Source organism: Streptomyces sp. NPDC014656, from assembly GCF_043084305.1.
Classification (GTDB): Bacteria; Actinomycetota; Actinomycetes; order Streptomycetales; family Streptomycetaceae; genus Streptomyces.
The window spans coordinates 58,744-80,067 of the sequence record NZ_JBIBZN010000022.1 but is presented as its reverse complement, the minus strand read 5'-3'; the positions used below and the strand labels follow the sequence as shown (position 1 = coordinate 80,067).

Below are 21,324 nucleotides of genomic sequence, written 5' to 3'. Positions count from 1 at the left end.
GGATCCGGTTCAGCGTCGACGCACGAGGCGGGGGCAGAGCACACCCATGGCACAGGGCACGGTCCAGGTGACGCACACCGGCACGTCGCGGTGGCGGCGCCGCACGGGCGAGTACGCCTCCCTCGCCGCCGCGCTGGAGGCGGCCGGTGACGGCGATGTCCTCACCGTCGCGCCCGGCACGTACCGCGAGAACCTCGTCATCACCCGGGCGGTGACCCTGCGGGGGCCCGAGGACGGGGCGGGACCGGTGCGGATCGCGCCGCCCGACGGGGTGCCGCTGACGCTGCGCGCCTCGGCCGTCGTGCAGGACCTGCACATCGAGGGCCAGGACATGGCCGCGCCGGCGCTGCTCGTCGAGGACGGCACGCCCGAACTGCTCGACCTGCGGATCATGACGCGCTCGGCCGCCGGGATCGAGGTGCGCGGACAGGCCCGGCCGACCGCCCGGCGCTGCACGGTCGACAACCCGGCCGGGGTGGGCATCGCCGCCGTCGACGGCGCGGGCGGGGTCTTCGAGGAGTGCGAGGTCGTCGCCGCCGGGCAGGCCGGGGTCTCCGTGCGCGGCGGGGCGCACCCGCGGCTCGAACGCTGCCGGGTGCACCACGCCTCCGGGGCGGGGATCGCCGTGACCGGCGAGGGCAGCGGCCTGGAGGGCATCGGCTGCGAGGTGTACGAGATCAAGGGCGCCGGGCTCCAGATCGCGGCCCGCGCCACCGCGCACCTGGTCGACTCCTCCGTGCACCGCACCTCCGCCGACGGCGTCACCCTCGACACCGACGCCGTGCTGACGCTCTCCGACTGCGACATCCACGACGTGCCCGAGAACGCGGTGGATCTGCGGTCGCGTTCGGTGCTCACGCTCACCCGGTCGACCGTGCGCCGGTTCGGGCGCAACGGACTGTCCGTGTGGGACCCGGGCACGCGCGTGGACGCCCACCAGTGCGAGATCCACGACAGCACGGGCGACTACCCGGCGGTGTGGGTGAGCGACGGCGCGAGCGCCGTCCTCGACGCGTGCCGGGTGCACGACGTGCCGGACGCTCTCTTCGTGCTGGACCGCGGCTCGCGGGTGGACGTGGTCGACAGCGACCTCACGCAGGTGCGCAACACCGCCGTGTCGGTGAGCGACGGCGCCACCGCCCAGCTCGACGACTGCCGGATCAAGGACGCCTCCACCGGGGCGTGGTTCCGCGACCACGGCAGCGGCGGCACCCTCGCCAACTGCACCGTGGACAGCGTGCAGACCGGCGTCATCGTCACCAAGGGCGCCGATCCGACGGTGGAGCGCTGCGTGGTGACCTCCCCCGCCGAGGCCGGTTTCTACGTGTCGGCGGAGGGCCGGGGCACCTTCCACGGCTGCCGCGTCACGGGCAGCGGCGGGTACGGCTTCCACGTGATGGACGGCTGCCGGACGGTGCTGCGCCGCTGCCGGACCGAGCGGTGCGCGCGCGGAGGGTACGAGTTCCCCGAGGACGGGACCGTGGTCGAGGACTGCACGGGCGACGAGAGCGCCGTGCGGACCCCGCCGGTGCCCGAGCCCGCGGTGGCGCCGGTCCTGACGGCCGGCCGGCACTCCCCCGGCCTGCTGGGTGCCTATCCCCCGCCGCGTGCCGCCGCCGCACCGGCCGCGGCACCTGCGGCCGCCCCCGTCCCCGTCCCCGCGCCGCGGTCCTCGGACGACGTGCTCGGCGCGCTCGACGCGCTGGTCGGCCTGGACAGCGTCAAGCACGAGGTGCGGACGCTCACCAACATGATCGAGGTGGGCCGGAAGCGGCGGGAGGCCGGGCTGAAGGCCGCCTCGGTCCGCCGCCACCTCGTCTTCACCGGCAACCCGGGGACCGGCAAGACCACGGTCGCGCGGCTCTACGGCGAGATCCTCGCCTCGCTCGGCGTGCTGGAGAGCGGACACCTGGTGGAGGTCTCCCGGGTCGATCTGGTGGGCGAGCACATCGGCTCGACCGCGATCCGCACCCAGGAGGCGTTCGACCGGGCGCGCGGCGGGGTGCTGTTCGTGGACGAGGCGTACGCGCTGTCGCCGGAGGACTCGGGGCGGGACTTCGGGCGCGAGGCGATCGACACGCTGGTGAAGCTGATGGAGGACCACCGGGACGCGGTGGTGGTGATCGTGGCCGGTTACACCGCCGAGATGGAGCGCTTCCTGACGGTCAACCCCGGTGTGGCGTCCCGCTTCTCACGGACCATCAGCTTCGGCGACTACACGCCGGAGGAGCTGCTGCGGATCGTGCGGCAGCAGACGGACGAGCACGAGTACCGGCTCGCGGAGGGCTCGGACGACGCCCTCCTGACGTACTTCGAGAAGCTGCCGAAGGGTCCGGCCTTCGGCAACGGGCGGACCGCGCGCCAGACCTTCGAGTCGATGGTGGAGCGGCACGCGGGCCGGGTCGCCGCGCTCGCCGAGGCGAGCACGGACGACCTGACCCTGCTCTATCCGGAGGACCTGCCCGAACTGCCCTGATCCGGACGGCCCCGGGCCCGGCCGTCGTCGTCCATGAGGCCGTCGGTCCGCTGGCGGGGCAGCGCGGGCAGCAACCGGTCCAGGAGGGCGGCCCGGCAGGTCGCGAAGGCGGGGTCGGCCTGGTAGTCGGAGTGGCCGAGGACCGGTTCGGGCAGCGGGTGGGCGCGGGTGCGTCCGTACGCGACGGGGTCGCGCAGCTCAGGGGCGTCCACGGCCGGGCGGCCGTCCTCGGCGGGGACGCGGACGGGGCCGCCGATGGGGTCGGTGGCGCGGTGCAGGTTGGTCCAGCAGTGCACGGCCCGGTGGAGTCCGCGCAGCGCGTCGGGGCCGAAGTAGGCGGGGAACCAACGGCCGTAGAGCCGTTCCAGCGGGGAGCCGTAGGTGAGGAGGGCGACCCGGGCGCGGGTGGCGGAGGGCAGCTGCCAGACGGCCGCGGCGGCGAGGACGCTGCCCTGGGAGTGGCCGGAGATGACGAGCCGGCCGCCGGTGTGCCGGGTCCAGGAGCTCATCCGCCAGGTGAGGTCGGGCACGGCCCGCTCGGCGTAGCAGGGCGGTGCGAAGGGGTGGGCGGCGCGCGGCCAGAAGGTGCCGACGTCCCAGAGGATGCCGATGGTGCGGCGGGCGGAGGCGTCCCGGTAGGCGCGGCGGCCCCAGGTGACGAAGAGCAGGAAGCCGAAGCCGATCATCCAGGAGCCGAGCGCCTGGGTGGTGGCGGCGAGGGCGGCGATCGCGGGGTGGGCCCCGGAGAAGGCGCGGCCGGGGACCGCGTCGCTGGCCCAGGCTCCGGCGACGGAGGCGGCGCCGAGCAGCAGCGCGGTGCCGGAGACGACGGCGACGAGGACGGGGGCGGAGTCGGTGAGCGAGGCGCGGGCGCGGCTCGCGGCGATCTGCCCGGTACGGACCGGGTCGGGGCGCTCGCCGGCGTAGTCGGCCTCGACGGCGGCCCGCAGTCGGCGGGCGGCGAGCGCGGTCCGGACGCCGAGGAGCGCGGCCGGCGCGAGCAGCAGCAGGAGCAGGACGGGGATGACGGACGCCTGCCAGCTGAGGAGGACGGGCGGGCCGACGAGGGGGCTGCCGTCGGAGCCGGGGGTGGCGGCCCCGTCGAGCCAGTCCGCGACCCACTGGGCGACGCCGCCGGACATGACCCCGCCGAGCGCGCAGGCCAGCGTGGCGGTGGCGGGCCCGCCGAGTCCGGCGAGGGCGGTGCGCGGGTCGCGTCGGGGGCGCTGGAGCAGCAGGGCGACGGCGCCGAGGGCGACGACGAGGCCGCCCTGGGCGAGGGTGAGGGCCCCGAAGACGGCGTTCCCCGGCAGGGTGCCGGCGGAGTGCCAGCCGGGCCGGTCCCAGGCGGTGTGCAGGGCGGTCAGCGCGAGCAGGGCGAGGGCGGCGGCCGGCAGGCGGGTGAAGAGGGCGCGCTCGACGCGCTGGTCGAGCCGGCGTTCGCTGCGGCCCCGGCCGCAGACCGCCCACAGGACGAGGACGGCGCAGACCGCCAGGGCGGCCCGCAGGGCGAGTCCGCCGGCGGCGAGGGTGCCGGTGTCCTGCCGGGCGGGGGCGGCGGCGAGGGCTCCGGCGACGGTGAGGAGGCCCGCGGCGGTGTGCGCGGCGCGCAGCCGGGCGACGAGCCGCCTCCCGTACCAGAATCCGGGCCGGCCGAGCGCGGGGCGCGGGTCCCCGGCCGGTACGGGGGCGGAGTCGGTGGGCGGGCGCTGGGCCTCGTACGCGCTCCAGGTGCGGTGGGAGAGGTACCAGAGGAGGCCGACGAGGGCGGCCGGGAGGACGGCGGCGAGGGCGAGGCGGCGGCCGGGGACCGACCACCAGCCGCCCCGGTCGGCGGAGAGGAAGCCGAGCCAGGCGCGGCCGTCGGCGCAGGCGGGGGTCCCGGCGCACTGCCAGGCCGTCAGGTCGAGGGCGACCTCGCAGACGGCGGCGGTGAGCAGCACGGTGAGGCTGAGGGCGAGGAGGCGGACGAGGACGCCGTAGAGCCGGACGAGGCCGGGGCGGCCGGCGGCGGGCGGGCGCATCCAGTGCGCGAGGTTGACCACCATGAAGGGCAGGAGCAGCAGCCAGAGCGCGCGGGCGCCGTCGCCCGAGGTGAGGTTGGACCAGACGTACGCCTCCGGCACCGGCCGGGACGCGTACCGCTCGGGATGGTCCTCGGCGTCGAGGTCCTCGGCGCGCCGGTGGACGGCCGCGGTCTCGTCGCCGGTGACCCGGGCGGTCCTGGGGTCGTCCAGCATGGACTGGGGGGTGGCGCCGCCGACTCCGTGGACGAGGAGTTCGAGCGTCGCGCCCCCGTGCTCGGGGGCGGGTGTGGCAGGGGACACTTAGGAGTCTTCCTCTCGTGAGTGGGAGGATGCGACGTCGGCTCCAGGATCGCGGACGACCGCGCGCCCGCGCACGGTCTCTCACCGAATCCGACAGCCATCCCCTCGTCTCCTGCGGAAGGACCGGCCCCGGCGGTGACTGACAATCAGAACCTCCTCGCGGAGCAGCGGCGCGCCCTGATCCTCGACGAGGTGCGGCGCCGCGGCGGCGTACGGGTCAACGAGCTGACGCGGCGGCTCAGCGTGTCGGACATGACGATCCGCCGCGACCTGGACGCGCTGGCCCGGCAGGGCATGGTCGCGAAGGTGCACGGCGGGGCCGTGCCGGTGTCGGAGCCGAGCACGCACGAGCCGGGCTTCGAGGCGAAGTCGGCGCTGGAGCCGAGCGCGAAGGACGAGATCGCGCGGGAGGCGGCGGCGCTGGTGCCGCCGGGTTCGGCGATCGCGCTGTCCGGCGGGACGACGACGTACGCGCTGGCGCGGCACCTGCTCGACGTGCCGGACCTGACCGTGGTGACGAACTCGGTCCGGGTCGCGGACGTCTTCCACGAGGCGCGCCAGGCGGCGGGCGAGGGCCGGGGGGCGCCGACGGTGGTGCTGACGGGCGGGGTGCGGACGCCGTCGGACGCGCTGGTGGGGCCGGTGGCGGACCGGGCGGTCCGCTCGCTCCACTTCGACCTGCTCTTCCTCGGGGTGCACGGGCTGTCGGTGGAGGCGGGGCTGTCGACGCCGAACCTGGCGGAGGCGGAGACGAACGGGTGCCTGATCCGTTCGGCGCGCCGGGTGGTGGTGGTCGCGGACCACACCAAGTGGGGGACGGTGGGCCTGAGTTCGTTCGGCGCGCTGGACGAGGTGGACACCTGGGTGACGGACCGGGGAATGGCGGCGGAGGTGCGGGCCGAGGTCGCGGAGCACGTGCCGGGGCTGCTCGTGGCCGGCGAGACGGCCGCGTGAGCCGTTTCCGGGTGGTCCGCTCGGTGCCGCTGGCGCCGGAGGAGGTGTGGCGGCGGCTGACGGACTGGCCGGCGCACGGCCGGCAGGTGCCGCTGACCCGGACGACGGTCCTGACGCCCGGTCCGAGCCGGGTCGGGACGCGCTTCACCGCGCGCACCGGGCTTGGCCCGGTGGGCTTCGACGACCCGATGGAGGTGGTCCGCTGGGAGCCGCCGCGCGGGGACCGGCCGGGGGTGTGCCGGCTGGAGAAGTACGGGCGGTGGGTGCGGGGCCGGGCGGAGATCGAGGTGGCGGCGAAGGCCGGGGGCTCCCGGGTGGTGTGGACCGAGGAGCTGTCGGTGCGCGGCGTGCCGGGGGTTCTCGACGGGGTGCTGGCGCGGGCGGGCCGGGTGGTGTTCGGCCGGGCGCTGGACGGGCTGCTGGGCGGCCCGCCGGGTGGCGGACGGGCGTGACGCGCACCACTCCTCGAACGGGCTTTCGCCTTGACGGCTTGTCAGCTAGGGTGCCTCTTCCCTCGATACGGGAGGTCCGGTCCATGCCACGCCGACTGCGGCCGGTGGAGCTCGGCTTCACCGCCACCGCGCCCGTCCGCCTCTCCTTCGAGGCCGCCCTGCAGGCTCCGCCCTCGGCGGTCTACCGCTCGATAGCGGTCGAAGTGGGCAGTCTGCCCGCCTGGTTCACGCCGGTCTCCTCGGCCGTCCCGCTGGACGACGGGGCCCGCCGGACGGTCCGGCTGCGCGGCGGGATCCGGTTCGAGGAGACGGTCCTGGCCTCCGAACCGGACCTCCGCTACGCCTACCGGGTGGACCTGACCAACGCGCCCGCGGTGTCCGCGCTGGCCGAGGAGTGGACCATGGCGCAGGAGGGCACCGGGACCCGGCTGCGCTGGACGATGGCGGCCGACGGCCCCGCCCCGTTCCGCACGGGGCTGCGGCTGGCGTCGCCGGGGCTGGGCCTGTCCTTCCGCCGGGCCGCGGCGCTGCTGGACCGGCGGCTCACTCCGGCCAGACGCCCGTCGCCAGGAACCGCTCGATAGCCACCGCGTACGGGGCGATGTCGAGGCCCTGTCCGGCGAGCCAGGCGTCGGAGTAGTACTTGTCGAGGTAGCGCTCGCCGGGGTCGCAGATCAGGGTGACGACGCTGCCGGTGCGCTCCTCGGCGACCATCTCGGCCACGATCTTGAGGGCGCTCCACAGGCCGGTGCCGGTGGAGCCGCCCGCCTTCCGCCCGATCGCGGTCTCCAGCGCGCGGACGGCGGCGACGCTCGCCGCGTCCGGGACCTTCATCATGCGGTCGACGGCGCCGGGCACGAAGCTGGGCTCCATCCGGGGCCGGCCGATGCCCTCGATGCGGGAGCCGCAGTCGGCGGTGGCGCCGGGGTCGTGGTGCACCCAGCCGTCGAAGAAGCAGGAGTTCTCCGGGTCGGCGACACAGATCCGGGTGTCCTGCTGGGTGTAGTGGACGTAGCGGGCGATGGTGGCGGAGGTGCCGCCGGTACCCGCGGTGGCGACGATCCAGGCCGGCTCCGGGTAGCGCTCCAGCCGCAGCTGCTGGTAGATCGACTCCGCGATGTTGTTGTTGCCGCGCCAGTCGGTGGCCCGCTCGGCGTAGGTGAACTGGTCCATGTAGTGGCCGCCGGTGCGCGCCGCGAGCGCCGCGGCCTCCTCGTACATCGTGCGCGAGTCGTCGACGAAGTGGCACTGGCCGCCGTGGAACTCGATGAGCCGGCACTTCTCGTGGCTGGTGGTGCGGGGCATCACGGCGACGAAGGGGACGCCGACGAGCTTCGCGAAGTACGCCTCGGAGACGGCGGTCGAGCCGCTGGACGCCTCGATGACGGGCTTGCCGGGGCGGATCCAGCCGTTGCAGAGCGCGTACAGGAAGAGCGAGCGGGCGAGCCGGTGCTTGAGGCTGCCGGTGGGGTGGGTGGACTCGTCCTTGAGGTAGAGGTCGATGCCCCACTTCTCGGGGAGCGGGAAGCGCAGGAGGTGGGTGTCGGCGGAGCGGTTGGCGTCGGCCTGGACCTTGCGGACGGCCTCCTTCAGCCAGGCGCGGTAGGCCGGATCGCTGCGGTCGACGTCCGCGGTGGCGATGGCTCCGGCGGTGTGGGGGGTGGTGCTCAACGGTTCTCTCCTCGCTGTCCCGCCGGGGCGGACCCTGGCTTCCCACTGCCGACGATACCCCTCCCACCTGGGCAAACGATCTCTTTGACGCTCCATAGGGAAGGCTTGGGGAGCAGGTGTGCGAGGGTCTCTGGTGCCCGCGCCGACGGCCCGGCACACTGGGTGGGGACGGTCGCGCGGAAGGGGTGGACGGCATGGCGGAAGCGGAGTTCAGCGCCAGGGGCGTACGGATCGCGCGGTGGCCGCGCTCGCTCACCCGGGCCGGGGAGGTCCGCATCGAGGACGGCCGGCTCGCGCTGCTGACGAGTTACGGCTCCGAGATCGACAGCGCGCCCGTCAAGGCGGTGCGGGCGGGGCGGCCGTGGTTCGCGAAGGCGGACGAGACGGTGGCGAAGGTGAACGGCACCCGCTACCGGCTGACCATGGACGGCGCCGGGGAGGACGACGCCCGGGACGCCGAGCAGGCGGGCCGCTTCCTCGCCGCGCTCAGGCGGGCGGCCGGCGGCAGGTGACGAAGGCTCCGGGTCGGGGCCGGGCGGCCGTGGCTCCGGGGCGCTGACCTGGGGAAGCTCGCGGCGGGTTGCGGGGCGGTGACGGGTGGCTCACGCTGGAACCACCTCACTGGGGGTACAACGGCGGTGACACTGTGCTCAGTGCGCCGCCCCTGATGTACCGCAGGACAGATCCGAATCTCCGTCTTCTTCAGGACTACTTCGGGGAGTCGCAGCCGTGATCAGCGAGCCGAGCAGGTATTACGCGGTGGAGCTCCAGGCCCTGCCGTCGCGGATCGGACAGATCCGCAGGATCGTCTCCGCCCATCTGCGCCATTGGCAGCTCGACGACCTGGTCGATCCCGTCCAACTGGGAGTGACCGAGTTGTTGAGCAACGTGCACCGCCACGCGCAGCCCGACAAGGAGTGCACCGTCGAGCTGGAACTCCTGCTCGACCGGCTGACCGTCTCGGTCCGGGACAACGACCCCCGGATGCCGGTCGCGACGGAGTCGGCCGACCTGGACCCGTGGGACGAGCCGGACGCGCTCGCCACCTCGGGCCGCGGCCTCGCCATCGTCGGGGCGCTCAGCGACAGCTGGGGCGTCCGCCCGCAGGGCGTGAGCGGCAAGGTCGTCTGGTTCACCCTGACGGCGCCGCCGTGCGCCGACGGACCGGTCCTCGCCGGCGCCGAGGCCGGCTTCGACTTCGGCCTCGTGCCCCTGGCCCCGGTCGTCTCGTACAGCCGGCTGGCCGGCGTCCCCCTCGCCGCGCCCGCGAAGGCCCCGGCGCTCGCCGCGAGCGCCGGGCGCGGGGCCTGACCTCAGGCCGTGGCGACCAGGGTCAGATAGGCGATGCCGAGGACGTTCCGGTAGCCGTCGAGCCAGGTGGAGCGCTGCCGGTCGGCCCGCTCGCGGGTCTCGGCGGCCAGCGGGTGGTCGGGATGGGCGGCGAGCCACAGCTCCGTGTCGTACCGGTAGCCGGACTCGAAGGCCTCCCACTCGTCGCGGCCCGCCGTCTCGATCCAGGCCGGGCGGAAACCCGCCCCGATCGCCAGGTCGACGAGCTCCCCCAGCGGGAAGTGGTCGCCGGCGGACGCGCCGGGCCACATCCGGGCGAGCTCCGCCTCCGTCGGGGTCCGCTCCCAGAAGCCCTCGCCGAGCACCACCAGGCCGCCGGGCCGGACGAGCCGGCGCAGCTCGCGCAGCGCCTCCGCCGGGTCGTGGGGCAGCTCCGGGTCGCACAGGGCCTGGCTGGAGCCGAGGCAGAGGACCGCGTCGACGGGGCCGCGCCCGGTGCCCCGGGCGGACTCCTCGACGAAGACGACGCGGTCCGCGAGGCCGCGCTCCGCCGCGAGCGCGCGGCCGCGGGCGAGGTCCTCGGCGTCGATGTCGATGCCGGTGCCCTTCGCGCCGGGCACCGCGTCGAGGACGCGGAGCAGCAACTCGCCCCAGCCGCAGCCGATGTCGAGGACGTCTGCGGGGCCGGATCCGGCGATCCGGCGGAGGAGGCGCTCGGCCCGCTCCTCGGAGAGCGGGCCGTGGAAGGTGAGGCTGCCCAGGCGGGGCGGGAGCTCGGCATCGGAAGTGATCATGAGCGGCGACGTTACCGGTCGCGGCCCCCGACGCCCACCCCTTTTCGCGCGCGTTCTCCGGCGGCACCGGGGTGCGGTTCGCCCACGGGGGCGTGCCGGACGGGGTGGCGCCCGCCGGCGGCGAGGCCGGCGTCCGCGTGGGCCCGACCCGCCGGCGGCGCCGGTGGAGGCTCCGGACCGGGACGCGCCGGGGCGAACCGCGCGGGAGCGGAGCCGGTGGAGCGGAGCCGGTGGAAGGCCGGAGCGGGGCCGGAGCGGTTCCCGCCGGGTCAGACGGGCGCGCCGGCCAGGGCGGTGAGGGGGTCGTCGAGGACCGGCTGCCAGGCGAGTTCGGCCGCGCCCACCAGGCTGTTGTGGTCCAGGGTGCAGGGGAGGATCGGGACTCCGCCGCTGCGGCCCCACAGGCTGCGGTCGGCGACGACCGCGCGCAGGCGCTCCGGGTCGGCGTCGAGCAGTTCGCGGTGGAGGCCGCCGAGGATGATCCGGTCCGGGTTGAGGATGTTCACCAGGCCGGCCAGGCCCAGGCCCAGACGGTCGATCAGCTCCTCCACCGCCACCCGCACCCCCGGGTCGTCCGGCGCGGTCCGCAGCAGGTCGCGGGCCTGCTGGAGCAGGGAGACCTCGGGACCGGGCTCGCGGCCGGCGACCGTGAGGAAGGCCAGCGGGTCGGTCTCGACGTCCAGGCAGCCTCGGCCGCCGCAGTGGCAGGGGCGGCCCTCCGGGTTCACCGTCAGGTGTCCCACCTCCAGCGCGAGGCCCGAACTGCCCGTGTGGAGCCGCCCGTCGAGGACGAGCGCCCCGCCGACGCCCCGGTGTCCGGTGGCCACGCACAGCAGGTCGCGGGCGCCGCGCCCGGCTCCGTGCCGGTGCTCGGCGAGGGCGGCGAGGTTCACGTCGTTGGCGGTGAAGGCGGGGCCCTCGATGCCCGCCTCCCGGACCCGCTCGGCGAAGATCTCGCGGACCGGCGCCCCCGCCGGCCAGGCCAGGTGGAGCGGGTTGAGCGCGGTGCCCTCGGGCTCGGCGACCGCGGACGGCACGGCGAGGCCCGCGCCGACGCAGCGCCGCCCGGTCTCTCGGAGCAGCGCGGCGCCCGCGTCGACGACGGCGCCGAGGACCTGCGCCGGGTCGGCCGAGACCGTCACCGAACCGGGGACGGTGGCGACGAGCGTGCCGCCGAGGCCGACCAGCGCGGCCCGGAAGCCGTCCGCGTGGACCTGGGCGGCGAGCGCCACCGGCCCCTTCTCGTCGACGGCGAGCCGGTGCGAGGGCCGGCCCTGGGAACCGGCGGCGGCTCCGGGGTTGGAGTCGACCCGGATGAGCCCGAGGGCCTCCAGCTCGGCGGCGACGGCCCCGGCGGTGGCGCGGGTGACGCCCAGTTCGGCGGTGAGGACGGCCCGCGTCGGCGCCCGGCCGGTGTGCACCAGCTCCAGCGCGGGGCCGAGCGCGCTGCGCCCCCTGTCCAGCCGAGTACGCGTCGTCGTCGCCTTGCCGTTCATGGGCCCGAGTCTCGCATGATCGGACCCGCCCGCCGGAACCGGCCGGGCCGGGCGGCTTCCCCCCGACGCCACGTACGGACCGGGCCACCGGGTGCCAGAATCCTTGCCGTGAACACGCACATCGGGAACGGGGGCACGATGACGCAGATCGGGAGCGCGGGCGCGGTGGGCACCGCGGAGCACATCGACGCGCTGGAGACGGCCGGCCGGGCGCTGGCCGGGGCGGCGGAGGCGGCGGGGACGGACGCGCCGGTGCCGGCCTGCCCGGGCTGGCGGATCCGCGACCTGCTGCGGCACACCACGACGGTCCACCGCTGGGCCACCGGTTTCGTGGTCGAGGGCCACCGGGAGTACCGGGCCGACGGGGGCGAGCCCGACCTGGACGGCGCCGCGCTCCTCGCCCACTACCGCGAGGGCCACACCACCCTGGTCGCCGCGCTGCGGGCCGCGCCGGAGACGCTCGCCGCCTGGACCTTCCTGCCGGCCCCTTCGCCGCTCGCCTTCTGGGCGCGGCGACAGGCCCACGAGACCACCGTGCACCGGGCGGACGCCGAATCGGCGCTGCCGGAGGGCCCCGGGCCGGTCGGGCCGGAGCTCGCCGCCGACGGCGTCGACGAGCTCCTCGCCGGCTTCCACGCCCGCGACCGCAGCCGGGTCAGGACCGACCGGCCGCGCACGCTGCGGATCCGGACGACGGACACCGGGGACGTCTGGACGGTACGGCTCTCGGCCGCGCCGCCCGTCACGGAGCGCGGCGGGGCGGCGGCGTCCGGGCCGGCGGACGCCGAGGTGTCCGGGACCGCCGAGCGGCTCTATCTGACGCTGTGGAACCGGCTGCCCGCGTCCGGGGTGGCCGTCACCGGCGACCCCGGGCTGCTGCGCCTGTGGCGGGAGACCTCGGCGGTCTGAGCCCGGACCGGCGGCCCGCGCCGGGGCGGGCCCGGCCCTCCGTCACGGGCGGCGAGCCAGGCCCACCTCGCGGCCGAGGCGCTCGGCGGCGGTGGCGAAGAAGGCGGCCCGGTCCTCGACGATCCTGTTGAACTGGCCGAAGACCTCGAACGACACGAGGCCGAAGAGCTGGGCCCACGCGAAGACGAGGGCGACGGCGAGCGCGGGCGGCAGGTCGGGGGCCAGGTCGGCGGCGAGCCGCTCCGCCTCCGGGGCGAGGCCGTCCGGGAGCGGCGGCGGCACGGCGTCCCCCGCCTGGTGGGCGGCGCGGGCGGTCGCCACCAGGAGCAGGCCGACGCGGGCGGCGGGGCCGACCGTGTCCTGCGGGGCGGTGTAGCCGGGGACGGGCGAGCCGTAGATGAGGGCGTACTCGTGCGGGTGGGCGACGGCCCAGGCGCGGACGGCGCGGCAGACGGCGGTCCACCGGGCGAGGTGGTCGCGGGGCGCGGCGTGCTCGGCGGCGGCGTGGGCCTGCTCCGCGGCGGAGCCGACGGCGTCGTACGCGTCGATGATGAGGGCGGTCAGCAGGTCGTCCCGGCTGGGGAAGTAGCGGTAGAGCGCCGAGGAGACCATGCCGAGTTCGCGGGCGACGGCGCGCAGCGAGAGCTTCGCGGCGCCCTCGGCGGCGAGCTGGCGGCGGGCCTCGTCCTTGATGGCTGCGGTGATCTCGATGCGCGCGCGGGCGCGGGCTCCCTGGACGGTGGTCATGGGAGCAGTCTGCCACGTTTCGGATCGGCGCACTGAAACGAGAGCACCGCTCTTGCTCACGGGCGGGAAGTCGTGCACACCGATCTCAAGCGAGAGCAGTGCTCACGATTCGGGAAGGTCACGGACCGGAGGCGGCGCTCACGCCGGACGCACCACCCAGGCACCCCCGTCCGCACCTCCGCCACGACCACCGGGAGACACCGATGCCCGACACCACCGCCCACGTCAGGAAGCCCGGCTGGTTCACCGTCAACGTCATGAACCGCTCCGTCGCCTGGCTGACCCGCCGGGGCATCAGCGTCTGGGGCTCGCGGGTCCTCGCCGTCCGCGGCCGCAGGAGCGGCGCCTGGCGGACCACCCCGGTGAACGTGCTCACCCTCGACGGCGAGCGCTACCTGGTCGCCCCGCGCGGCCACGTCCAGTGGACCCGCAACATGCGGGCGGTCGGCGGCGGCGAGCTGCACCTCGGCAAGCACGTCGAGCCGTTCACCGCGACCGAGGTCGCCGACGACGCCAAGGTGGACGTGCTGCGCGCGTACCTCAAGCGCTGGAAGGCCGAGGTCGGCGTCTTCTTCGGCGGGGTCGGCCCGGACTCGGCCGACGACGAGCTGCGCGCCATCGCGCACAAGCACCCCGTCTTCCGCATCACCGCCGCCCCGGCCGCGTGAGGGCGGGCGCGGACCCCTGGTCCGCACCCGCCCCCACCACTTCGCCGCGCGCGGCTCAGACGGGATCCACGGCCTCGGCGGCCTCCGCCGCCCCGGCCGACCCCTCGTCCCTGCGGCCCACGCCGCGGCCCGCCGGACCGACGCCGGACTCCGTGTCCATGCGCTTGTCGAGGACTTCGAGGGCCCGCCGGGCCAGACCGTTCGACCGGACCATGCCGCCGAGCGTGGCCGAGCCCCGGGTGATGTCGGCGAACGCCTTCCAGGCCGGCCGCACCCCGGTGATCACCGCGTGCAGCAGCCCCGGGCGGCGCTCGAAGACCGCGAGCATGCGCCGGCCGACCGCCATCTCCACACCGAGCCCGGCCTTGATCGCGAAGGCGTAGTTCAGCGCCTGGCGGCGGGCGTCCACCGCGTCGCCGGCCTCCGCGACCCGCACCGCCCACTCACCGGCGAGCCGGCCGGAGCGGAGCGCGTACGAGATGCCCTCCCGGGTCCACGGCTCCAGCAGGCCCGCCGCGTCGCCGCAGACCAGCACCCGGCCGCGGGAGAGCGGCGAGTCGTCGGTGCGGCAGCGGGTGAGGTGACCGGAGGAGACCTCGGGCTCGAAGCCGGCGAGGCCCAGCCGGGCGACGAAGTCGTCCAGGTACCGCTTGGTGGCCGCGCCCTCGCCGCGCGCCGAGATGACGCCGACCGTGAGCGTGTCGCCCTTCGGGAAGACCCAGCCGTAACTCCCGGGCATCGGGCCCCAGTCGATGAGGACCCGGCCCTTCCAGTCCTCCGCGACCGACGGCGGCACCGGGATCTCCGCCTCCAGGCCCAGGTCGACCTGGCCGAGCTTCACTCCGACGTGGGCCCCTATCCGGCTGGCGCTGCCGTCCGCGCCGACCACGGCCCGCGCGAGCACCCGCTCGCCGTCGGCGAAGACCAGCGCGACCGTCCGCCGGTCCGGCACGTCCGGTCCGTGCTGCTCCACGCGGGTCACGGTCGCGCCCGTGCGCAGCTGGGCGCCGGCCTTCTGCGCGTGCTCGACGAGCTGCGCGTCGAACTCGGGCCGGTTGACGAGGCCGAAGAGCATCCGGCGCGAGCGGCGGGTGCGGGCGAAGCGGCCTTCGAGGGAGAAGGTGACCGCGTGCACCCGGTCCTGGAGCGGGAGTTCGAAGCCGGGCGGGAGCGAGTCGCGGGAGGGGCCGATGATGCCGCCGCCGCAGGTCTTGTACCGGGGCAGCTCGGCCTTCTCCAGGAGCAGCACCCGGCGGCCCGCGACCGCCGCCGCGTACGCCGCCGACGCGCCGGCCGGGCCCGCGCCGACGACCACCACGTCCCACACCTCGGGCCGGTCCGGATCGGGCTCCGCGTCCGCCGCGGAACCGGGCTCCGCGCCGGGATCCGGGTGCGTCACCGCGTCCGTCGCCGCGTCCGCCGCCACGCCGGACGGCTCGGCCGCCGGGGCCGGATCGCCGGGCACGAGCGGCTCGGTGGGCTCCGGACCGGCGTTCTCTGCGTGCTCGCTGCTCACGATGTGCTTCTGCTCCTGATCCGACCGGCGTCTGCTTCCCGCATCCTACGGCGCGGTAGGCCGCAGCCCGGTCGTAGGATCGACGGTGCGATCGACGTACCACCCGATACGCCGTTCGCTCCCCCAGTTCACAACGTCGCACCCACGAGGAGCGTGCCCATGACGCCGAATCCGATCGCCGAGACCGTCCGGTCCCTGATGCCTCGCGCGAAGGCCGAGCTGACGGAACTGGTCGCCTTCGAGTCGGTCGCGGACGAGGCCGTGGCGCCCCGCAGCGAGTGCGAGGGGGCCGCGAACTGGGTCGCCGACGCGCTGCGCGCCGAGGACTTCCGCGACGTCGCGCTGCTCGACACCCCGGACGGCACGCAGTCCGTGTACGGCGTGCTGCCGGGCCCGGCCGGGGCGCCGACGGTCCTCCTCTACGCCCACTACGACGTGCAGCCGAAGCTCGACGAATCGGCGTGGCTGACCCCGCCGTTCCAGCTCACCGAGCGCGAGGACGGCCGCTGGTACGGCCGCGGCGCCGCCGACTGCAAGGGCGGCTTCATCCTGCACCTGCTGGCGCTGCGGGCCCTCAAGGCCAACGGCGGCGTCCCGGTGACCGTCAAGATGATCGTCGAGGGCTCGGAGGAGCAGGGCACCGGCGGTCTGGAGCGGTACGCCGAGCAGCACCCCGAGCTGCTGACCGCCGACACCATCGTGATCGGCGACGCGGGCAACTTCCGCGTCGGCCTGCCGACGGTGACCGCCACCCTGCGCGGCATGACGATGATCCGGGTCCAGGTCGACACCCTGGAGGGCAACCTCCACTCGGGCCAGTTCGGCGGTGCCGCGCCCGACGCGCTGGCCGCGCTGATCCGGGTCCTCGACTCGCTGCGGGCCGAGGACGGCTCGACGGCGATCGACGGGCTGCCGGCGGACGCCGCCTGGGAGGGCCTGCAGTACCCGGAGGAGCAGTTCCGCGCCGACGCCAAGGTGCTGCCGGGCGTGGAGCTGCCGGGCGCCGGCACGGTCGCCGACCGCATCTGGGCCCGTCCGGCCGTCACCGTGATCGGCATCGACTGCCACCCGGTGGCGGGCGCCACCCCGTCGATCCCGCGCACCGCCCGGGCTCAGGTCAGCCTGCGGGTGCCGCCGGGCCAGGACGCCGCCGAGGCGACGAAGCTGCTCTTCGCCCACATCGAGAAGCACACGCCGTGGAACGCGCGCGTGACCCTGGAGCAGGTCGGCCAGGGCCAGCCGTTCCAGGCGGACACCTCCAGCCCGGCGTACGCGTCGATGGCCGAGGCGATGCGGGTCGCGTACCCCGGCCAGGAGATGCAGGCGGCCGGCATGGGCGGCTCGATCCCGCTCTGCAACACGCTCGCCACGCTCTACCCGCGGGCGGAGATCCTGCTGATCGGCCTGAGCGAGCCGGAGGCGCAGATCCACGCGGTCAACGAGTCCGTGTCGCCGGAGGAGCTGGAGCGGCTCGCCGTCGCCGAGGCGCTGTTCCTCGTCAACTACGCGGGCAGCCTCGGGGCCTGACGCCGCGACGGGCGGGGCCGGGCGGGTCGGTGACGACCGGGCCCGGCCCCGCCCGGTTCAGCGCTGGGCGAAGCTCGCCCAGAGCGTAGAACGCGGCGCCGGGCCCCCGGCACCGCTTACGTTCGCCGTATGGAACCCCTCGGGATCACGCCCCGGCTGCACCTGCTCGACTATTCGATCGGGCAGGCGTACCTGTGGCGGGACGACAGCGAACTGACCCTCGTGGACGCCGGCTGGGCCGGATCGGCGGACGCCACGACGACGGCGATACGGGCGGCGGGCCTCGACCCGGACCGGCTGGCCCGCGTCGTCCTCACCCACGGCCACCGCGACCACGTGGGCGCGGCGCAGGAGCTGGCCGACCGGCACGGCGCCGAGATCGTCGCCCACCGGCTCGACGCGCCGTACGTGCGCGGCGAGCTGCCGATGCCCGGGCCCGACCTCCTGGAGTGGGAGCGCCCGCTCTGGGAGCACGGCCTCACCTGTCCCGAGGCTCCCCCCACCCGGGTGGACCGGGAGGTCGGGGACGGCGAGGAGCTGGGCTTCGGGGACGGGGCGGTCGCGGTCCACACCCCCGGGCACACGCCGGGCTCGATGGCCGTCCACCTCCCCCGCCACGGCGTGCTCTTCGCGGGCGACACCGTGGCGTCCGTGCGGGGGGTGACCTTCGGCGTGTTCCACGTGGACCGCGCGCGGGCCCTGGAGTCGCTGCGGAGGCTGGCGGAGCTGCGTCCGTCGGTGCTGTGCTGCGGGCACGGGCCCGCGGTCACCCGGGACACGGCGGAACGGCTGTCGGCGGCCGCGGCCGCCGGGGCCGTCACGCTCGGGTAGCGGCGGTCAGCCGACCGGGACGCCCGCCTCCAGGTTGAGCACGGTGCCGCGCTCGCGGGCCCGCAGGGCCCAGCGGAGGCGGTCGTACCGGACGGGCGGGAGGAGGCCGGCGGCCTCCTCCTCGGTGACGAAGCGCCAGGCGCGCAGTTCGGCGCCCGGCAGCCGGAGCCGGTCCCGGTCGCGGGCGGCGAGCCGGCCCCCGTCGAAGAGCAGGCGCAGGCCGCCGAAGCCGGGCGGCTGGGGCCGTTCCCAGTCGACGAGGAGCAGCCGGGGGACGGCGTCCAGCTCCAGGCCGAGCTCCTCGGCGACCTCGCGCATCCCGGCGCGGGCGGGCGGTTCGCCGGTCTCGACGACGCCGCCGGGGAACTCCCAGCCGGGCTTGTAGGTGGGGTCGACGAGGAGGAAGCGGTCCCGGTCGTCGAAGAGGAGGACGCCGGCGGCCAGCGTCTCGCGGGTCGGTTCCGGCGTCTGGACGATCCCGCAGGGCGCGGCGAGGCCGCCCAGGACCGCGTCGGCGACGGTCCGGGCGGTCTCGGCGACGGTGAGCGCCGAGGTGTCGACGGTGTGGGCGTCGGCGCCGAGCCAGCCGGCGACGGCCTCCCGGTAGGACGGCAGGCGGGCGTGGCACCAGCGCCGGACGTCGGCGTCGGTGCCCGGGTCGCCGTACTCGGCGCGGCCGTCGATACGCGACCGCAGGATCGTTTCCTCCGGTGCCAGGAGCACATGCCGGACGTCGATGCGACGGGCGGCGAGGCCGCCGAAGATCTCGTCGCGGTACTCCTGCCGGAGCAGCGTCATCGGGACGACGAGCACACCGCCGACCTCGGCGTGCAGGGCGGCCGCGGTGTCGATCACGAGCCGGCGCCAGATCGGCAGGTCCTGGTAGTCGTCCACCTCGGCGAGGCGCTTGCCGGGGAGGAGCCGGCGCAGCGCGGCGCCGGTCGCCTCGGGGTCGTACAGCGTGCTGTGCGGGATCAGTCCGACCAGTTCGCGCGCGGTGCTGGACTTCCCCGCGCCGAAAGCACCGTTGATCCAGACGATCACGATTCCCCCCTCATCCGAAGCCCTTCGTCGGAGCCCCCTGTGGCTTGCCCGCTCCACCCTGCCACGGAAACCACGAACACACGTCCGGGCCGATGCGTAACGCTCCGGGCTCCGCCGTCGTTGACACCCTTGAGCACGAGGGGGTGCGGAGATGGACCGTGAGGTTCTGGAGCGGTTTCCGGCCGGCGGGCCGCGCGGGCACTGGCCCGCCGAGGAGTACGCGGGCGCGTGCCGCGACGAGGGGGTGCCGGCCCGGGTCGTGATGGACCTGTCGTCCGACGCCTTCCTGGTGGTGGTGGAGCAGCGCGTACCGGAGCGGACGGAGCCCGTGACCGCTCCGGTGCGCGAGTGAGCGCGGCGGCCGGTCAGCCGGCGGCGCGGGCCGCGGCGGCGGCGCCCAGGAGGCCCGCGTCCGTGCCGGTGGCGGCGGGGACGACCGTGAGGCCGCGGGCGAAGGAGAGCGTGGCGTAGTCGGCGAGGGCGCGCCGGAGCGGGGCGAAGAGGACCTCGCCGGCACCGGCCACTCCCCCGCCGACGACCGCGATGTCGACCTCCACCAGGTGCGCGGTGGCCGCGATCCCGGCCGCGAGGGCGCGCGCGGCCCGCTCGAAGGCGGCGAGGGCCGCCGGGTGTCCGGCCCGCGCGGCCCCGGCCACCGCGGCGGCCGAGGCGTCGCCGTCGGGTCCGGGCCGCCAGCCCCCGTCGAGCGCGTGGCGGGCGATGTGGGGGCCGCCCGCGAGCCGTTCGACGCAGCCGCGGCCGCCGCAGGCGCAGCGCTCGCCGTCGAGGTCGACGCTGAGGTGGCCGATGTGACCGGCGTTGCCGGTGGGGCCCGGGTGGAGGCGGCCGCCGAGGACCAGACCGCCGCCGACGCCGGTCGAGACGACCAGGCAGAGGGCGTCGGCGTGGCCCCGGGCGGCGCCGAGCCAGTGCTCGGCGGCGGTCATGGCGACACCGTCGCCGACGAGGGTGACCGGCCGGCCGCCGGACAGCCGCCGGACCCGGTCGACGAGCGGGAAGTCGCGCCAGCCGGGCATGTTGACGGGACTGACCGTGCCCCGGGCGGCGTCCACGGGCCCCGCGCTGCCGATGCCCACGGCCCCGGCCGCGTCCCAGAGCGGGGAGGAGGCGAGCGCGTCGATCACCTCCGCGACCGCCCGCAGCACCGTCTCCGCGTCCTCGCGCGCCGGGGTGGGCCGCTGGGCGCGGGCCAGGATCCGCCCCTCGGCGTCGACCAGCGCCCCGGCGATCTTGGTGCCGCCGATGTCGAGCGCGGCGACCGGCCCGGAGGCGGGGGCCGGGGCGGGGGCGGGGGCCGGGGTCGGGACGGGGACGGGCGCGCCGGAGGGCGCGGGTCCTGAGGCGGTGGGCATGGACGTAGGTTCTCACGGTGCCGCGCGGCGGCCTCCGGCCCGTACCGGCCGGGGAGCGGAAGAGCGGGTTCGCGGCCGCCTGGGACAACGTTATCCAGGCTCTATGCTCGGTCCGGAGGCGGATGGTCCGCCGGACGGCACCCGCAGGCACACCCACAACGGAGGATTCCCGCACCGTGGCCGAGACCACCCGCTCCGAGCCCCGCTACGGCAACCGGCCCACGATGAAGGACGTCGCCGCCCGGGCGGGCGTCGGCCTCAAGACCGTCTCACGGGTCGTCAACGGCGAGCCCGGGGTCACCCCGGACACCGAGCGGCGGGTCCGCGAGGCCATCGACGCGCTCGGCTTCCGCCGCAACGACAGCGCGCGGGTGCTGCGGAAGGGTCGGACGGCGACCATCGGGCTCGTCCTGGAGGACCTGGCCGACCCGTTCTACGGACAGCTCAGCCGGGCCGTGGAGGAGGTGGCGCGGGCCCACGGCACCCTGCTGATCAACGGCTCCAGCGCGGAGGACCCCGAGCGGGAGCAGGAGCTGGCGCTGACGCTGTGCGCGCGCCGGGTGGACGGGCTGATCGTGATCCCCGCCGGGGACGACCACCGCTACCTGGAGCCGGAGATCCGGGCGGGCGTCGCCACGGTCTTCGCCGACCGTCCGGCCGGGCTCATCGACGCGGACGCCGTCCTCTCGGACAGCTTCGGCGGGGCCCGTGAGGGCGTGGCCCACCTGATCGCCCACGGGCACCGGCGGATCGGCTTCGTCGGCGACCGGCCGCGGATCCACACCGCGGCGGAGCGGCTGCGCGGCTACCGGGCCGCGATGGACGACGCGGGACTGCCGGTCGACGGGCGGTGGGTGGCGCCCGGTTCGACGGATCCGGAGCGGGTGGCGGCGGCCCTCGCGGAGATGCTGTCCGGACCGGAACCGGTGACGGCGCTCTTCGCGGGCAACAACCGGGTCACCGTCACCGCCGTCCGGGTACTCGCCGAGCGGACCGTCCACGGCCGGCGCCCCCCGGTCGCCCTGGTCGGCTTCGACGACGTCGAGCTCGGCGACGTCCTGGGCGTCACCGTGATCGCGCAGGACCCGGCGGCGGTCGGCCGGACGGCCGCCGAGCAGCTGTTCCGTCGCCTCGACGGAGCCGCCGAGGCGCCCCGTCAGGTCGTCATCGGGACGCGGCTGCTCGCCCGGGGGTCGGGCGAGCTCCCTCCGCCGCCGTCCCGCTGAGGCGGCGCGCCCGGGGCCCCGCC

At 76.0% G+C, this 21,324-nt stretch carries 20 protein-coding genes; 12 read left to right on the top strand and 8 right to left on the bottom strand.

Annotation, left to right across the window (positions count from 1 at the left end):
• The first annotated feature begins 46 nt into the window (after positions 1 to 46).
• Entirely contained in the window at positions 47 to 2,476 is a 2,430-nt protein-coding gene (locus tag ACF1ED_RS34325) for a right-handed parallel beta-helix repeat-containing protein (RefSeq protein WP_391767267.1), read from the top strand.
• Here ACF1ED_RS34325 and ACF1ED_RS34320 read toward each other — a convergent pair.
• Positions 2,446 to 4,803, bottom strand: a complete 2,358-nt coding sequence (locus tag ACF1ED_RS34320; protein ID WP_391767266.1) for a hypothetical protein — start codon at positions 4,801 to 4,803, stop codon at positions 2,446 to 2,448. The two genes, ACF1ED_RS34325 and ACF1ED_RS34320, sit on opposite strands and share 31 nt — an antisense overlap.
• A gap of 135 nt (positions 4,804 to 4,938) precedes the next feature.
• Between ACF1ED_RS34320 and ACF1ED_RS34315 the strand changes: the two genes are divergently transcribed.
• The 3 genes from ACF1ED_RS34315 to ACF1ED_RS34305 all read left to right on the top strand — a co-directional run bounded on the left by ACF1ED_RS34315 (position 4,939) and on the right by ACF1ED_RS34305 (position 6,793).
• Positions 4,939 to 5,757, top strand: a complete 819-nt coding sequence (locus tag ACF1ED_RS34315; RefSeq protein WP_391767265.1) for a DeoR/GlpR family DNA-binding transcription regulator — start codon at positions 4,939 to 4,941, stop codon at positions 5,755 to 5,757.
• Positions 5,754 to 6,209, top strand: a complete 456-nt coding sequence (locus ACF1ED_RS34310) for an SRPBCC family protein (protein ID WP_391767264.1) — start codon at positions 5,754 to 5,756, stop codon at positions 6,207 to 6,209. The genes ACF1ED_RS34315 and ACF1ED_RS34310 overlap by 4 nt, the downstream gene beginning before the upstream one ends.
• A gap of 83 nt (positions 6,210 to 6,292) precedes the next feature.
• Positions 6,293 to 6,793, top strand: coding sequence for an SRPBCC family protein (locus tag ACF1ED_RS34305; RefSeq protein WP_391767263.1), 501 nt, complete (start codon positions 6,293 to 6,295; stop codon positions 6,791 to 6,793).
• Here ACF1ED_RS34305 and ACF1ED_RS34300 read toward each other — a convergent pair.
• Complete coding sequence (locus ACF1ED_RS34300; protein ID WP_391767262.1) at positions 6,753 to 7,880, bottom strand: PLP-dependent cysteine synthase family protein; 1,128 nt, start codon at positions 7,878 to 7,880, stop codon at positions 6,753 to 6,755. The two genes, ACF1ED_RS34305 and ACF1ED_RS34300, sit on opposite strands and share 41 nt — an antisense overlap.
• A 194-nt stretch (positions 7,881 to 8,074) precedes the next feature.
• On the opposite strand from ACF1ED_RS34300, the gene ACF1ED_RS34295 reads away from it, so the two are divergent.
• Positions 8,075 to 8,392 carry a hypothetical protein gene (locus ACF1ED_RS34295; protein ID WP_351847889.1) on the top strand — a complete coding sequence of 106 codons (318 nt, stop codon included), beginning with the start codon at positions 8,075 to 8,077 and terminating at the stop codon, positions 8,390 to 8,392.
• Positions 8,393 to 8,609: 217 nt separating this feature from the next.
• The gene (locus ACF1ED_RS34290) at positions 8,610 to 9,191 is read left to right on the top strand and encodes an ATP-binding protein (RefSeq protein WP_391767261.1); all 582 of its coding nucleotides are present in this window, start codon (positions 8,610 to 8,612) and stop codon (positions 9,189 to 9,191) included.
• 2 nt (positions 9,192 to 9,193) lie between these two features.
• On the opposite strand, the gene ACF1ED_RS34285 is transcribed toward ACF1ED_RS34290, so the two are convergent.
• A complete protein-coding gene (locus ACF1ED_RS34285) occupies positions 9,194 to 9,964 on the bottom strand; it encodes an SAM-dependent methyltransferase (RefSeq protein ID WP_391767260.1) in 771 nt (256 codons plus the stop codon).
• Positions 9,965 to 10,233: 269 nt separating this feature from the next.
• Complete coding sequence (locus ACF1ED_RS34280; RefSeq protein ID WP_391767259.1) at positions 10,234 to 11,460, bottom strand: ROK family protein; 1,227 nt, start codon at positions 11,458 to 11,460, stop codon at positions 10,234 to 10,236.
• Positions 11,461 to 11,625: 165 nt separating this feature from the next.
• On the opposite strand from ACF1ED_RS34280, the gene ACF1ED_RS34275 reads away from it, so the two are divergent.
• Positions 11,626 to 12,369, top strand: coding sequence for a maleylpyruvate isomerase family mycothiol-dependent enzyme (locus ACF1ED_RS34275; RefSeq protein ID WP_391767303.1), 744 nt, complete (start codon positions 11,626 to 11,628; stop codon positions 12,367 to 12,369).
• A gap of 42 nt (positions 12,370 to 12,411) precedes the next feature.
• Here the strand turns inward: ACF1ED_RS34275 and ACF1ED_RS34270 are convergent, their stop codons facing one another.
• Entirely contained in the window at positions 12,412 to 13,116 is a 705-nt protein-coding gene (locus ACF1ED_RS34270; RefSeq protein WP_391767258.1) for a TetR/AcrR family transcriptional regulator, read from the bottom strand.
• Positions 13,117 to 13,319: 203 nt separating this feature from the next.
• On the opposite strand from ACF1ED_RS34270, the gene ACF1ED_RS34265 reads away from it, so the two are divergent.
• On the top strand, positions 13,320 to 13,784 hold the full coding sequence (locus tag ACF1ED_RS34265; protein ID WP_391767257.1) for a nitroreductase family deazaflavin-dependent oxidoreductase: 465 nt from the start codon (positions 13,320 to 13,322) through the stop codon (positions 13,782 to 13,784).
• A gap of 55 nt (positions 13,785 to 13,839) precedes the next feature.
• Here ACF1ED_RS34265 and ACF1ED_RS34260 read toward each other — a convergent pair whose 3' ends face one another.
• Positions 13,840 to 15,111, bottom strand: coding sequence for a geranylgeranyl reductase family protein (locus tag ACF1ED_RS34260; protein WP_391767302.1), 1,272 nt, complete (start codon positions 15,109 to 15,111; stop codon positions 13,840 to 13,842).
• Between the two features lie 348 nt (positions 15,112 to 15,459).
• On the opposite strand from ACF1ED_RS34260, the gene ACF1ED_RS34255 reads away from it, so the two are divergent.
• Together ACF1ED_RS34255 and ACF1ED_RS34250 are read left to right on the top strand one after the other, a co-directional pair.
• Positions 15,460 to 16,827 (top strand): dipeptidase, encoded by a 1,368-nt coding sequence (locus ACF1ED_RS34255; RefSeq protein WP_391767256.1) that lies wholly within the window; start codon positions 15,460 to 15,462, stop codon positions 16,825 to 16,827.
• 129 nt (positions 16,828 to 16,956) lie between these two features.
• Entirely contained in the window at positions 16,957 to 17,658 is a 702-nt protein-coding gene (locus tag ACF1ED_RS34250) for an MBL fold metallo-hydrolase (protein ID WP_391767255.1), read from the top strand.
• A gap of 6 nt (positions 17,659 to 17,664) precedes the next feature.
• Here ACF1ED_RS34250 and ACF1ED_RS34245 read toward each other — a convergent pair whose 3' ends face one another.
• A complete protein-coding gene (locus ACF1ED_RS34245) occupies positions 17,665 to 18,702 on the bottom strand; it encodes an NUDIX domain-containing protein (RefSeq protein ID WP_391767254.1) in 1,038 nt (345 codons plus the stop codon).
• A gap of 151 nt (positions 18,703 to 18,853) precedes the next feature.
• Here ACF1ED_RS34245 and ACF1ED_RS34240 point away from each other — a divergent pair, with 151 nt between their 5' ends.
• Positions 18,854 to 19,054, top strand: a complete 201-nt coding sequence (locus tag ACF1ED_RS34240; RefSeq protein WP_391767253.1) for a hypothetical protein — start codon at positions 18,854 to 18,856, stop codon at positions 19,052 to 19,054.
• Positions 19,055 to 19,067: 13 nt separating this feature from the next.
• Here the strand turns inward: ACF1ED_RS34240 and ACF1ED_RS34235 are convergent, their stop codons facing one another.
• Positions 19,068 to 20,075: an ROK family protein gene (locus tag ACF1ED_RS34235; protein ID WP_391767252.1), complete on the bottom strand. Its 1,008-nt coding sequence runs from the start codon at positions 20,073 to 20,075 to the stop codon at positions 19,068 to 19,070.
• Between the two features lie 176 nt (positions 20,076 to 20,251).
• Here ACF1ED_RS34235 and ACF1ED_RS34230 point away from each other — a divergent pair, with 176 nt between their 5' ends.
• A complete protein-coding gene (locus ACF1ED_RS34230; protein ID WP_391767251.1) occupies positions 20,252 to 21,301 on the top strand; it encodes a LacI family DNA-binding transcriptional regulator in 1,050 nt (349 codons plus the stop codon).
• The last annotated feature ends 23 nt before the right edge of the window (positions 21,302 to 21,324 follow it).